Source organism: Stutzerimonas azotifigens, from assembly GCF_013522725.1.
GTDB classification, from domain to species: domain Bacteria; phylum Pseudomonadota; class Gammaproteobacteria; order Pseudomonadales; family Pseudomonadaceae; genus Stutzerimonas; species Stutzerimonas azotifigens_A.
This window is the reverse complement of the sequence record NZ_JAAMRF010000001.1, coordinates 265,616-279,115: the sequence shown is the minus strand read 5'-3', so window position 1 is coordinate 279,115 and position 13,500 is coordinate 265,616. Positions and strand designations below refer to the sequence as shown.

General features: G+C 64.1%; 12 protein-coding genes. All 12 read right to left on the bottom strand.

Features of this window, described 5'->3' with window-relative positions; genetic code table 11:
* Window positions 1-3: 3 nt before the first annotated feature.
* Genes G7026_RS01305 through mraZ form a run of 12 tightly spaced genes read right to left on the bottom strand, consistent with a single transcriptional unit; the run spans window position 4 to window position 13,364 of the window.
* On the bottom strand, window positions 4-951 hold the full coding sequence (locus tag G7026_RS01305) for a D-alanine--D-alanine ligase (RefSeq protein ID WP_181068837.1): 948 nt from the start codon (window positions 949-951) through the stop codon (window positions 4-6).
* Window positions 948-2,408, bottom strand: coding sequence for a UDP-N-acetylmuramate--L-alanine ligase (gene murC / locus G7026_RS01300; RefSeq protein ID WP_181068836.1), 1,461 nt, complete (start codon window positions 2,406-2,408; stop codon window positions 948-950). Before murC ends, G7026_RS01305 begins: the two co-directional genes overlap by 4 nt.
* A complete protein-coding gene (murG, locus tag G7026_RS01295) occupies window positions 2,401-3,471 on the bottom strand; it encodes an undecaprenyldiphospho-muramoylpentapeptide beta-N-acetylglucosaminyltransferase (protein WP_181068835.1) in 1,071 nt (356 codons plus the stop codon). The genes murC and murG overlap by 8 nt, the downstream gene beginning before the upstream one ends.
* Window positions 3,461-4,690, bottom strand: coding sequence for a putative lipid II flippase FtsW (ftsW, locus tag G7026_RS01290; RefSeq protein ID WP_181068834.1), 1,230 nt, complete (start codon window positions 4,688-4,690; stop codon window positions 3,461-3,463). Before ftsW ends, murG begins: the two co-directional genes overlap by 11 nt.
* Window positions 4,690-6,033, bottom strand: coding sequence for a UDP-N-acetylmuramoyl-L-alanine--D-glutamate ligase (gene murD / locus G7026_RS01285; protein WP_181068833.1), 1,344 nt, complete (start codon window positions 6,031-6,033; stop codon window positions 4,690-4,692). The genes ftsW and murD overlap by 1 nt, the downstream gene beginning before the upstream one ends.
* A gap of 6 nt (window positions 6,034-6,039) precedes the next feature.
* Window positions 6,040-7,122 carry a phospho-N-acetylmuramoyl-pentapeptide-transferase gene (mraY, locus tag G7026_RS01280; protein WP_181068832.1) on the bottom strand — a complete coding sequence of 361 codons (1,083 nt, stop codon included), beginning with the start codon at window positions 7,120-7,122 and terminating at the stop codon, window positions 6,040-6,042.
* Window positions 7,122-8,498 (bottom strand): UDP-N-acetylmuramoyl-tripeptide--D-alanyl-D-alanine ligase, encoded by a 1,377-nt coding sequence (locus tag G7026_RS01275; RefSeq protein ID WP_181068831.1) that lies wholly within the window; start codon window positions 8,496-8,498, stop codon window positions 7,122-7,124. Before G7026_RS01275 ends, mraY begins: the two co-directional genes overlap by 1 nt.
* On the bottom strand, window positions 8,491-9,954 hold the full coding sequence (locus G7026_RS01270) for a UDP-N-acetylmuramoyl-L-alanyl-D-glutamate--2,6-diaminopimelate ligase (RefSeq protein ID WP_181068830.1): 1,464 nt from the start codon (window positions 9,952-9,954) through the stop codon (window positions 8,491-8,493). Before G7026_RS01270 ends, G7026_RS01275 begins: the two co-directional genes overlap by 8 nt.
* Entirely contained in the window at window positions 9,954-11,681 is a 1,728-nt protein-coding gene (locus G7026_RS01265) for a peptidoglycan D,D-transpeptidase FtsI family protein (protein ID WP_375138177.1), read from the bottom strand. Before G7026_RS01265 ends, G7026_RS01270 begins: the two co-directional genes overlap by 1 nt.
* Entirely contained in the window at window positions 11,678-11,968 is a 291-nt protein-coding gene (gene ftsL, locus G7026_RS01260) for a cell division protein FtsL (RefSeq protein ID WP_181068829.1), read from the bottom strand. Before ftsL ends, G7026_RS01265 begins: the two co-directional genes overlap by 4 nt.
* On the bottom strand, window positions 11,965-12,912 hold the full coding sequence (rsmH, locus tag G7026_RS01255; protein ID WP_181068828.1) for a 16S rRNA (cytosine(1402)-N(4))-methyltransferase RsmH: 948 nt from the start codon (window positions 12,910-12,912) through the stop codon (window positions 11,965-11,967). The genes ftsL and rsmH overlap by 4 nt, the downstream gene beginning before the upstream one ends.
* On the bottom strand, window positions 12,909-13,364 hold the full coding sequence (gene mraZ / locus G7026_RS01250) for a division/cell wall cluster transcriptional repressor MraZ (protein WP_138407329.1): 456 nt from the start codon (window positions 13,362-13,364) through the stop codon (window positions 12,909-12,911). The genes rsmH and mraZ overlap by 4 nt, the downstream gene beginning before the upstream one ends.
* Between the last annotated feature and the right edge of the window lie 136 nt (window positions 13,365-13,500).

Below are 13,500 nucleotides of genomic sequence, written 5' to 3'. Positions count from 1 at the left end.
GGATCAGCGCCCCGCCTCTAGGCTGGCGTCGAGAATCGACAACACCAGCTGTTGAAAATCGAGCCCCGCCGCACGCGCAGCCATGGGCACCAGGCTGTGATCGGTCATACCGGGCACAGTGTTCACCTCGAGCAGCCAGAACTGACCGCTGTCGGCATCCTGCATCACGTCGACCCGAGCCCAGCCACGCACTCCCACGGCGTCGCTCGCCTGGGCGCAGAGCGACTTGAGCGCCTGCTCGCTGGCAGCGTCCAGGCCGCAGGGAATGCGGTACTGGGTATCGGAAGCCAGGTACTTGGCGTCGTAGTCATAAAAGGTGTGAGGGGTCCCGAGGCCAATGGGTGGGAGAACCTCGCCCCGTAGCAGGGCAACGGTATATTCCGGGCCCTGGATCCACTGCTCGACCAGCACCTGCGAGTCGTAGGCACTGGCCGCGCGCCAGGCCGCGATCAGCTCGGCGATGCCGCCCACCTTGGCCATGCCGATACTCGAGCCTTCGTGAGCCGGCTTGACGATCAGCGGGAACCCGAGCGCCTGCGCCGCCTGGTGGCAGTCGGCTTCGCTGGCGAGCGCGGCATGACGGGGCGTCGGCAGGCCGAGGCTTTGCCAGACCTGCTTGGTACGCAGTTTGTCCATCGCCAGAGCCGAAGCGAGGATGCCGCTGCCGGTGTAGGGGATTCCTGCGCATTCGAGCAGGCCCTGCATGCTGCCGTCTTCGCCACCACGGCCGTGCAGAACGATAAAGGCGCGGTCGATGCGTTCGCTGGTCAGGCGTTTCAGGAAATCCTCGCCGACATCGATGCCGAATGCATCGACGCCCGCGTCCACCAGTGCGCCCAGCACGGCTTGGCCGGACTTGAGTGAGACCTCGCGCTCGGCGCTGATGCCACCGAAAAGTACAGCGACACGACCGAAGTCGCGCGGGTGGCGGGTCGAATGCAGCGCAGTCATTTTGCTTTCCTTGCGGCGCTGTCAGCCCCGCCAAACAAAGGGTTCTGAATCAATTGCGGCGCAAGGCCACCGATGTCCCCAGCGCCCTGGCAGAGAAGAATGTCACCAGCGCGCAGCAGCGGCTTGACCAGCGGGCCGAGATCGACACCGCGCTCTATATAGATGGGGTCGAGCTGGCCGCGCTGGCGGATGCTGTGGCACAGGTGGCGGCTGTCTGCGCCTGGGATCGGCTCCTCACCGGCGGGATAGACTTCCATCAGCAACAGGACGTTGGCGTCCGCCAGCACCTGGACGAAGTCGTCATAAAGATCACGTGTGCGGGTGTAACGATGGGGCTGATAGACCATCACCAGGCGCCGTTCGGGCCAGCCACCGCGCACCGCGCGGATCACCGCAGCCACTTCGCGCGGATGGTGCCCGTAGTCGTCGACCAGCATCACGCTGCCGCCTTCGACCTGCAGCTCGCCATACACCTGAAAACGACGCCCGACGCCTTCGAAGGCTGAGAGCCCCAGAGCGATGGCTTCGTCGTCGATCCCCTCGTCAGTGGCGATGGCAATGGTTGCCAGCGCGTTGAGCACGTTGTGATTGCCCGGCATGTTCACCGACACGTCGAGCGGCTCGTGACCATCGCGCAGCACAGTGAAGTGAGTGCGCATGCCTTCCTGGCGCACATTGATTGCACGGATGTCGGCGCCTTCGTTGAAGCCATAGGTGGTCACCGGGCGACCGACCTGGGGCAGTATCTCGCTGACCACCGGGTCGTCCACGCAGACGACCGCCAGCCCGTAGAACGGCAGGTTGTGCAGAAACTCGATGAAGGTCTTCTTCAACTTGCCGAAATCGCCGCCGTAGGTGCTCATATGGTCGGCGTCGATATTGGTGACCACAGCCACCATGGGCTGCAGGTGCAGAAAGCTCGCATCGCTTTCGTCGGCTTCGGCGATCAGGTAACGACTGCTGCCGAGCTGGGCGTTGGTCCCGGCCGCGTTCAGTCGCCCACCAATCACGAACGTCGGATCCAGACCGCCGGCGGCGAACACTGAGGCCAGTAGGCTGGTGGTCGTGGTCTTGCCATGGGTACCGGCAACGGCGATGCCGTGGCGATAACGCATCAGCTCGGCCAGCATCTCGGCACGGGGTACGACCGGAATCCGCTGCTCGAGCGCCGTAGCCACTTCGGGGTTGGACTCGTTCACCGCGCTGGAGACCACCAGCACGTCGGCGCCGGCCACATTCCCGGCCTGGTGGCCGATGAAGATGTGCGCCCCAAAGCTTTCGAGCCGCTCGGTCGCCGCCGACACCTTGAGGTCGGAACCGGAAACGTCGTAACCGAGGTTCAGCAAGACCTCTGCGATGCCGCACATGCCGACACCGCCGATACCGACGAAATGGATGCGGCGGATGCGGCGCATCCGGCGGATTTCGGCTTTTACCGCCGCGGGAGATTTAGCCACGAGCCACCTCCAGGCAAATGTCGACAACCGTGCGCGTCGCATCCGGTCGCGCCAGCCGGCGCGCGGTGGCCCCCATGGCCTTGAGTTTTTCCGGCTGCATCATTACCTCGGTCAACTGTGCGGCGAGTAGCGCCGCATCGGTCTTGGCTTGTGGAAGAAGGACGGCGGCGCCCTCGTTGGCCAGATACTGGGCGTTGCGTGTCTGGTGATCGTCGATCGCATGGGGTAGCGGAATCAGGAACGACGGCAGTCCCGCCGCCGCCAGCTCGCTGACCGTCAACGCGCCTGCACGGCAGATCACCAGGTCGGCCCAGGCATAGGCATGCGCCATATCCTTTATGAAAGGGGCTACTTGCGCCTCGACGCCGACGTCGCGGTAGCGCTCGGTAGTCAGGTCCGCATGCTGCTTGCCGGCCTGATGGAAGACCTCCGGGCGCAGCTCCGGCGCCAGCATGGCGAGCGCTGCAGGTACCAGTTTGTTCAGCGGTTCTGCCCCCAGACTGCCGCCGAGCACCAGCAAACGAGGCCGACGGTCGCGCAGCGTCTGACGTGGCGTTTCGAGAAACAGCTCCTCGCGTACCGGATTGCCGGTGGTACGGCGCTTGGGGCCGCTGGCAAAGGTGTCCGGGAAGGCTTCGCACACACGACGGGCGATCGGCGCCAGACTGCGATTGGCGGTACCGGCTACGGCGTTCTGCTCGTGAATCACCAGCGGCGCACCGGCAAGCCTGGCGGCAAGACCACCGGGACCGGTGACATAACCACCCAGGCCCAGCACGCATACCGGTTCCAGCCGGCGCATCAGGCTGCGCGCCTGGAACAACGAGCGCAGCAGCTGGAACGGCGCCTTGAGCAGCGACAGAGCGCCTTTGCCGCGTAGGCCGCTGACATGGATCAGGTGCAGCGGTAGCCCAGCGGCCGGTACCAGCTCGTTCTCGATTCCGCGGGGTGTGCCCAGCCAGTGGACCGCATAACCACGCGCCTGGAATTCCTTGGCGCACGCCAGCGCCGGGAACACGTGGCCCCCGGTGCCGCCAGCCATGATCACCACGTTACCGGCCATGGGCGAGCCCCCCAGCCTTAACATCCTCGGGAAAGTCGTCTTCGCTGAAATCGGCGTCTTCGCTGCCGAGTACCGTGCGGCTTTCCCATTCGATACGCAGCAGCAGCGCCATGCTCAGGCAGGTCACCACCAACGAGCTGCCACCGTAGCTGAGGAACGGCAACGTCAGGCCCTTGGTTGGTAGCAACCCGACGTTCACCCCCACGTTGATCAAGAACTGACCGATCCAGAGAAATGCCAGTCCCCAGGCGACATAGGCGGCGAAGAACTGCTTGGCCTTTTCCGCCCACAGACCGATATACAGCGCGCGGATACCGACGAAACCGAACAGCGCCACGGTCGCCAGTGCGCCGACCATGCCCAGCTCTTCGGCCAGCACCGAGAACACGAAGTCGGTGTGGGCTTCGGGCAGGTAGAACTGCTTCTGAACGCTGTTACCCAGCCCGACGCCGAACCATTCGCCGCGACCGAACGCGATCAGCGCCTGCGTCAACTGGTAGCCGGCACCGTACTGGTCCGCCCAGGGGTCGGTAAAAGTGATCAGGCGCTGCAGGCGGTATTCCTGGGTCTGCACGAGAATGAACACCGCGCCGACCGCAAGCACCACCATCAGGCCGAAACGGAACAGCCCGACACCGCCGAGAAACAACATCGCAGCCGCGGCGCCCATCATCACCACGGTCGCACCGAAGTCGGGTTCCATCAGCAACAGGCCAGCCATCGGCAGCAACACGACGAAAGGCTTGAAGAAACCGGCCCAACTTTCCCGGACCTCCTCCTGACGGCGCACCAGGTAACCCGCGAGGTAGATCACCACGAATAGCTTGGCCAGCTCGGACGGCTGCACGTTGAAGGCGCCAAAACCGATCCAGCGCATCGAACCGTTCACCTCACGGCCAATGCCGGGCACCAGCACCAGTACCAGCAGTACGAAGGCGCCGAGCAGCAGCATCCAGTCCAGACGCTGCCAATTGGCCAGGGGCACCAGAAGGACCAGGCCGGCGACGCCCAAGCCGATCATCAGATACACCAGGTGACGGATCATGTGATAGAGCGCGTTGCCGGCGTTCACCGCGGCAACCTCCGACGACGCCGAGGCGATCATCACCAGTCCCAGGCCGAGCAGCGCCAGGCAGCCAGCCAGCATCGGATAGTCGACGTCCATGAAGCCGCGACGGCTGAAGACGGGGGACGGTGAGTTGAGCAGAGTCTGGAGCATCAGACGAGCGCCTCCACCGCAGCGGCGAACAGGCGACCGCGCTCTTCAAAATTCTTGAACATGTCGAGGCTGGCGCAGGCCGGCGAAAGCAATACCGCATCGCCCTGCTGCGCCTGCTCTGCGGCTTCACGAACCGCCTCATCGAGCGTCTTCACGAATACCAGAGGCACTGCGCCCTTGAGCGTCTCGGCAAGCCGCTCCGCGTCGCGGCCGAGCAGGATCGCACTGCGGCAGAATCGCTCGACCGGTGCCCGTAGCGCGTTGAAGTCGGCACCCTTGCCGTCGCCACCGGCAACCAGCACAAGTTTGCCCTCGATATCCGCACCCAACCCTTCGATGGCGGCCAGCGCCGCGCCGACGTTGGTCGCCTTGGAGTCGTCATAGTAGGAGACTCCGCGGCGTTCGCCGACCCACTGGCAGCGGTGCGGCAGCCCGGTGAACGTACGCAGCGCTTGCAGCATGGGCTCGAAGGGCAAGCCCACCGCGTGGCCCAGCGCAAGGGCCGCAAGCGCATTGGACTGGTTGTGGGCACCGCGCATCTTCAGTTCGCGCACCGGCAGCAGGGCGTCGAACTGGAACGCCAGGTGCTTCTCGCCGCCCTCTTCGATCAGGCCGAAACCTTTGAAATCCGGACGACCGAGGCCGAACGACCAGAGCGGAATGTCTTCGCGAACCAGCGGGCGGCTCAGGCGGTCGTCACGGTTGAACACCACTTGGCGAGCACCGCGAAAAATCCGGTGCTTGGCCTGGTGATAGGCCGGCAGGCCGCTGTAGCGGTCCATGTGGTCTTCGCTGATATTCAGGCAGGTGGCGACTTCAGCGTCCAGCTGATCGGTAGTTTCCAGCTGGAAGCTCGACAGCTCGATGACGTACAGCTCTACAGAATCATCGAGCAGATCCAGTGCAGGCGTGCCCAGGTTGCCGCCCACGGCGACATGGCGCCCCGCGGCGGCAGCCATTTCGCCCACCAGCGTGGTCACGGTGCTCTTGGCATTGGAGCCGGTGATGGCCACGATCGGTGCCTTGGCTTCACGGGCAAACAGCTCGATATCGCCGCTTATCTTCACGCCACGCGCAGCGGCTGCCTGCAGTGCCGGCGTGCTCAGGGCCAGCCCCGGGCTGACCAGCAGTTCGCTGGCGCGGCAGAGGAACTCGACATCCAGTTCGCCGCAGCGAACCTCGACCTGCGGATACTGATTCCTGAGCGTCTCCAGCTCCGGCGGGTTCGCACGCGTGTCGGCGACGGCAAAGGCAAACCCCCGGTGCGCCAGATGGCGAACCAGGGACATGCCGCTCTTGCCGAGACCGACAACGATGCGGAACTGGTCGGAAGCGATCAGCACTCTGGGTTACCTCAGCTTCAATGTGGCAAGACCGACCAGCACCAGGATCACGGTGATGATCCAGAACCGCACGATGACGCGCGGCTCAGGCCAGCCTTTGAGTTCGAAATGGTGGTGAATCGGTGCCATGCGGAACACGCGCTTGCCGGTCAGCTTGAACGAGGCGACCTGGATCATCACCGACAGGGTTTCCATGACGAAGACGCCACCCATGATGAACAGCACGATCTCCTGGCGGACGATCACGGCGATGGTGCCGAGCGCCGCGCCCAGCGCCAGTGCGCCGACGTCGCCCATGAACACCTGTGCCGGATAGGTGTTGAACCAGAGAAAACCAAGCCCCGCACCGATCAGCGCGCCGCTGAACACGATCAGTTCACCGGCGCCAGGCACGTTCGGGATCAGCAGGTATTCGGAGAAATTCGCGTTGCCGGAGAGGTAGCAGAAGATTCCCAAGGCACCGCCCACCATCACCGTCGGCATGATCGCCAGCCCATCCAGGCCATCGGTGAGGTTGACCGCATTGCTCGAGCCGACGATCACGAAGTAGCTCAGCACGATGAAGCCCACGCCCAGCGGGATCTCGATGTTCTTCAAGAGCGGCATGATGAACGTCGTTTCGATCGGGTTTTGCGCGGTGACATAAAGGAAGGTCGCAGCGCCCAGACCAAAGACCGACTGCCAGAAATACTTCCAGCGGCTCGGCAGGCCGCGGGAGTTCTTCTCGATCACCTTGCGGTAATCATCGACCCAGCCGATCGCACCGAACAGCAGTGTCACCGCCAGCACCACCCATACATAGCGGTTCGACAGGTCGGCCCAGAGCAACGTGCTGATCGTGATGGCGCTGAGAATCAGCGCACCGCCCATGGTCGGCGTGCCGGACTTGGACAGGTGCGATTGCGGACCATCATTGCGCACAGCCTGGCCGATCTGGCGGATCTGCAGGGTACGGATCAGCCAGGGACCCATGCACAGCGACAGCACCAGCGCGGTCAGCACGCCGAGAATTCCGCGCAGGGTCAGGTACTGGAAGACCGAGAATCCCTTGTGGAACTGTTGCAGATACTCCGCGAGCAGCAGCAGCATCAATGTTTCTCCCTGGCCGGTGGGCACAGGGCGGCGACGATCTTGTCCATCGCCGCGCTGCGCGAGCCTTTGATTAAAATAGTGGTTGTGCTGCCGCGCTCGGCCTGGAGCGCTTCGATCAGACTGGGCTGGTCGGCGAAATGTCGGCCACCGGCGCCAAAGGCTGCGACTGCGTGGGTCATCAGCGGGCCGATGCCGTAAAGCACGTCCACCTTCCCGGCGGCATACGCGCCGACCTCGCGATGTCCTTCCTCGGCCCATTCGCCCAGCTCACCCATGTCACCGAGCGCCAATACCTTGCGCCCGGAGAACCCCGTGAGCACGTCCACCGCGGCGCACATGGAGGCAGGATTGGCGTTGTAGCTGTCATCGATGACCCGTGCACCGTTAGCGGCGATCTGCGCCACGGCACGTCCCTTGACCGGCTGCAGCTGCTGCAGACCGGCAACGATATGTTCCAGGCTCATGCCCAGAGCATGGGCCGCCGCAGCCGCGGCCAGGGCATTGGCCACGTTGTGGCGGCCGAGCAGGTTCAACTGAACCCGGGCGGACCCCACCGGGCTGAACAGGGTGAAGCTCGGGCAGCCGCGCAGATCGTAGGCAATCGAGCCGGGATAGAAATCAGCCAGCGCGCTTTCCAGTCCGAAGCTCAGCACCCGATGGCCGGCCGCACGCTTTTCCCAGACCGCATAGGCCTTGTCGTCACGGTTGAGGATGGCCACACCGCCGTCGCTCAGCCCTTCGAGAATCTCGCCCTTGGCCTGGACGATCTTTTCCGGGCCACCGAACTCGCCGACATGGGCGGTTCCGGCATTGTTGATCACGCTGACACGCGGCCGGACCAGGCCGACCGTGTAGGCGATCTCGCCCATACGCGACGCGCCAAGTTCGATCACCGCGGCACGATGGTCGGGCGCGAGCTCGAGCAGCGTGAGCGGCACGCCCAGCTCGTTGTTCAGATTGCCGCGCGTCGCCAACACACCGGTTTCGCCAAACGCCGAGCGCAGGATGCTGGCCAGCAGCTCCTTGACGCTGGTCTTGCCGCTCGAACCGGTAATGGCAGCGACCGGGCCTCTGAAACGGTCCCGGTTGAGCGCGCCGAGCTGGCCCAGCGCGAGGCGTGTATCGGCCACGACCAACTGCGGCAGCATAGCGCCCTGGACTTTGCGTTCGACCAGCGCGGCGACGGCGCCACGGGCTGCAACCTGCTCGAGGTAATCGTGCCCGTCGAAACGAGGTCCGGTCAGCGCGACGAACAACTGCCCAGGCTCGATCGCACGGCTGTCGGTGCTGACGGACGAGAATTGCTCATCCTGGCCGACCAGACGCGCCGAAAGCGGCTGCACAAGCTGACTCAAACGCATCGGGTCAAACATTGGCCGCCTCCCAGTTGTCGAGCGCCTTGCGCGCCTGCTCGAGGTCGGAGAAAGGCAGACGCTCACCGTTGATTTCCTGATAGTCCTCGTGACCCTTGCCGGCGAGCAGCACGACGTCGTTCGCCGCGGCGCCAGCGATGATTTCGGCAATCGCACGCTCCCGTCCCGACACGAAGCGGACCGCGCCCGGCCGAGCGAAACCGGCACGAATATCCTCGAGAATCAGCGCAGGGGCTTCGGTGCGTGGATTGTCGTCGGTGACCACCACCTGGTCGGCTAGGCGCTCGGCGATCTTTGCCATGAGCGGCCGCTTGCCGCTGTCACGGGCACCACCGCAGCCGAACAGGCAAAGCAGCTTGCCGCGAGCGTGCGGCCGCAGGGCGTCGAGCACCTTTTCCAAGGCATCTGGCGTATGCGCGTAGTCGACCACCACCAGCGGCTGTTCTCCGCCGCCGAGGCGCTGCATGCGCCCCTCGGGCCCCTGCAGCGCCGGCATGACCTTCAGGACCTCGTCGAGCGGGTAGTTCATTCCGAGCAGCGCACCCACCGCAGCGAGCACATTGCTCAGGTTGAACCGTCCCAGCAGCGGGCTGCGCAGCGCATACTCGCCTTGCGGCGTGACCAGCCGTGCATGGATGCCATCGTCTCCCAGCGTCGCCTCGGGGCAATACAGGTAGGCGGATGCATCTTCCAGGCTGTAACCAATGATGCGCGACTCGTGGGGCGCAGCCGCGAGTTCGCGACCGAACGGATCGTCGAGATTGAGTACACGGCAGCGCAACCCCTGGGTGGCGAACAACTGCGCCTTGGCTTCGCCATAAGCCTGCATGCTGCCGTGATAATCGAGGTGATCGCGCGACAAATTGGTGAACACCGCGACATCGAACTTCAGCGCCGCAACGCGTCCCTGGGCCAGGCCGTGGGACGAGACCTCCATCGCGACCGCGCGCGCTCCACCCTTGCGCAGGTTGGCCAGAGTCGCCTGCACACCGATTGCATCGGGTGTGGTGTGACGTCCTTGCTCCAGCTGCCCATGGAAGCCGGTACCAAGTGTGCCGATAATTCCGCAACGCTCGCCGAGCGCGTCGAGCGCCTGGGCGACGAGCTGGCTGACACTGGTCTTGCCATTGGTGCCCGTCACGCCAACCATGTGCAAGCCACGGCTCGGCTCGCCATAGAAACGTCCGGCGATTGCCGACAGTTGTGCACCGAGCTGACGGACCGGAACCAGTACGGCACCATCGGCCTGCACCGGCTGAGCGCCTTCGGCCTCGTACGCGACGGCCGCCGCGCCGCGTGCGATCGCATCGGCAATGTGGGCGCGGCCGTCCTGCTCGAGACCAGGCACAGCAAGAAACAGATCGCCCGGCAGCACCTTGCGGCTGTCGAGCGTGAGCTCACGTACCAGAACGGCGGTGTCGGCCTGGACCAGCAACTGATTGAGCGGCATGGGCATCAGCTCCGTCCTCCCTTGCGGTCGGTGGCGTCAGCCGTCTGGACCTCGGCAGGCAGATTGTCGGGCGCAATGTTCATCAACCGCAGCGCGCCGGCCATGACTTTGCCGAACACCGGAGCCGAGACCAGACCGCCGTAATAACCGACCTTACTCGGCTCGTCGATGACCACGACCATGGCGATGCGCGGATTGTTGGCTGGCGCGAAGCCCGCGAACAGCGAGCGGTAGGCGTGCTCGGTATAGCCCTTGCTGCCGACGGTCGCCTTGCGCGCCGTGCCACTCTTGCCTGCCACATGGTAGCCCGGCACCTGTGCGCGATGGGCGCCACCCGGCGCCTCGATGACTTGTACGAGCATGCCTTGAATGGTCTTGGCGATGTCCTCAGGGATGACCTGCGAGCCCTCTGGCGCACGGTCGACCCGGACCATCGAAAGGGGCACGTTCCGCCCGTCGTTGGCCAAGGTGGAAAATGCGTGAACCAGCTGAACGGCAGTCACCGAAAGGCCATAGCCATAGGAAAGCGTGGCGGTTTCCGCCTTGCGCCAGTTGCGATGATTCGGCAAGTTGCCGACGCGCTCACCGGGGAATCCGAGCCCGGTGTCCTGGCCGAGACCGACCTGCTGCATCACGTTGTAGATGGCTTCGCCACCGATATCGAAGGCAATCTTGCTCATGCCCACGTTGCTCGACTTGATGAGGATGCCGGTCAGATCCAACGGCCCATCGCTCCGCGAGACGTCGTGGATGGTATACCTGCCGATCTGCAGCGAGCCCGGGTAAACGTCGACCTTGTCGGTGGGTTTCCAGCGGCCGGTCGCCAGCGCCGCGCTCATGGAGATCGGCTTCATGGTCGACCCCGGCTCGAACACATCGATCAGGGCGCGATTGCGCATTGCCGCCGGCTGCAGGTTGCGACGGTTGTTCGGGTTGTAGGTCGGCTGGTTGACCATCGCTAAGACTTCGCCCGTCTTGACGTCGACCATCGCCAGGCTGCCGGCCTTGGCGCCGAACTCAACCAGCGCATTGCGCAACTCGCGGTGTGCCAGGTATTGCAGGCGAAGGTCAATCGAGAGCGATAGCGACTTGCCGGATTTGGCGTTGCTGACCACCTGGACGTCGCGAATCAACCGACCACGGCGATCCTTGAGCACCTGGCGCTTGCCGGGCACGCCGGCCAGCCACTCGTTGTAGGCCAGCTCCATACCTTCGCGGCCACGGTCGTCGATATCGGTGAAGCCAACCACGTGGGCCGCCACTTCGCCGGCCGGATAGAAACGGCGGAACTCTTCCTGGGCATAGACGCCCGGAATCTTGAGATCGATGACTGCCTGTCCCTGCTCGGGTGTCAGGCCGCGCACCAGATACATGAACTCGCGAGAGGCTTGCTGCTCCAGCCGCCGGGCGAGCGTAGCGGAGTCCTGACCCAGCGCCTTTGCGAGCTCAGGCCAGCGCGCGCGTACCGACTGGAGTTCTTTGGGATTGGCCCACAGGGTAGTCACCGGCGTGCTGACCGCCAGCGGTTCGCCGTTACGGTCGGTAATCAGGCCGCGGTGCGCCGGAATCGGGATGTGCCGAACGCTGCGCGCATCACCCTGCCCCTTGAGGAAGCTCTGGTCGAATACCTGCAATTCGACGATGCGCCAGACGATGGCGCCGATCATTAGCGCCAACAGCAGCAGCACCAGGCGAAAACGCCAGGGATAGAGCGCGCCTTCGAGCCTCATCATGGCGCCACCAACTTAACTTCGGCCGGCTCGGGAATGCGCATCTTCAGCTGCTCGCTGGCCAGCGTTTCGATACGACTGTGGGCGGTCCAGGTGCTCTGCTCGAGAATCAGTCGCCCCCACTCGGCCTGCGCCTTGTCACGCACGCTGAGCTCGGTATAGAGCATGTTGAGCAACTGCCGATTCCAGTGCGCGCTGTAGGACACGCAAATCGCGGACACCAATACGCCGATGAACAGCAACAGCATCAGGAAGCGACCCTTGGGCATGGAGCGCAGCGACCGGCTCATCGCAGCTTCTCCGCAACGCGCATCACGGCGCTGCGCGAGCGAGGGTTGGCCTTGACCTCAGCTTCGGATGCGAACTGCGGCTTGCCGAGGAGTTTGAGCCGCGGCTCGAACACTTTGGCAATTACCGGCAGATTGCGCGGCAATTGATCCGCTTCACCCTTGGCGTAACGGCGCATGAACTGTTTGACGATGCGGTCTTCAAGCGAGTGGAAGCTGATCACCACCAGCCGACCGCCTACTTCTAGCGCATCGAATGCGGCCTGCAAGCCCACCTCAAGGTCGCCAAGTTCGTTATTGATGTAGATGCGCAGCCCCTGAAAGGCTCGTGTCGCCGGGTTCTTGCCTTTTTCCCAGGCCGGATTGGCTTCCGTCAGGACCTTGGCCAGGTCAGCGGTGCGCTCGAACGGACGCTCGATGCGGCGCTGCACCACCGCACGTGCCATGCGCTTGGCAAAGCGCTCTTCCCCGTATTCCTTGAAAACGCGGGCTATTTCATCTTCGCTGGCAGTGGCGATCCATTGCGCCGCACTCACGCCGCGGGAAGGATCCATGCGCATGTCGAGCGGCCCGTCATTGAGAAAGCTGAAACCCCGCTCTGGATCGTCGAGCTGCGGCGAGGACACGCCCAGGTCAAGCAGTACGCCGCTTAGCGTCCCACTCCAACCGCGGTGCGCCAGCTCATCGCCAAGCTCGGCAAAGCTTCTCTGCACAACGACAAAGCGGCCGTCCTCGGCCGCCAGTGCTTGCCCCGTAGCGATTGCCTGCGGGTCTTTGTCGAAGCCAAGCAAGCAGCCGTCGGGCCCGAGCCGCCGCAGCAGCGCGCGGCTGTGCCCTCCGCGGCCGAAGGTGCCATCCACGTAGCGACCTTCCGGACGAACGGCCAGCGCCGCGACGGCTTCGTCGAGCAACACGGTGATATGTCGCAGGCTGCTTGTCTGGTTCACAGGATGAGATCACGCATTTCGTCCGGCAGACCGCCGGGTTGTTTGATGGCCGCCAGGTCCGCGTCAGATATCGCGTTCCAATCGTCCTCGTTCCACAGCTGAAACTTGTTGAGCTGACCGACCAGCATGGCGCGCTTGTCCAGCCCCGCGTATTCGCGCAAACGCGGCGGCACGAGCACCCGGCCGCTGCCATCGAGCTCGATATCCACCGCGTTACCAATCAACAGGCGCTGCAGTCGCCGCGCCTCCTCACGCAACGAGGGCAGCTCGCGCAACTTCGCCTCGATGACTTCCCATTCGGGCAGCGGATAAATGCAGAGGCAGCGATCCACGGCGTCGATCGTGACGATCAACTGGCCATCGCAACGCGAAACGAGCTCGTCACGATACCGGCTGGGCATCGCGAGCCGCCCTTTGGCGTCGAGACTGATGGCGTTTGCTCCGCGAAACACGGCTGCTTCCCCTGAATTCAGCTATCCATGCCCATTTTTATCCACTTCGTACCACTTTCTACCACCTGGGCACACTATAGGAATGCGCCTACCCCACCGTCAAGGCACGCTCAGCGGGAAAACCCTTACGGGGCGG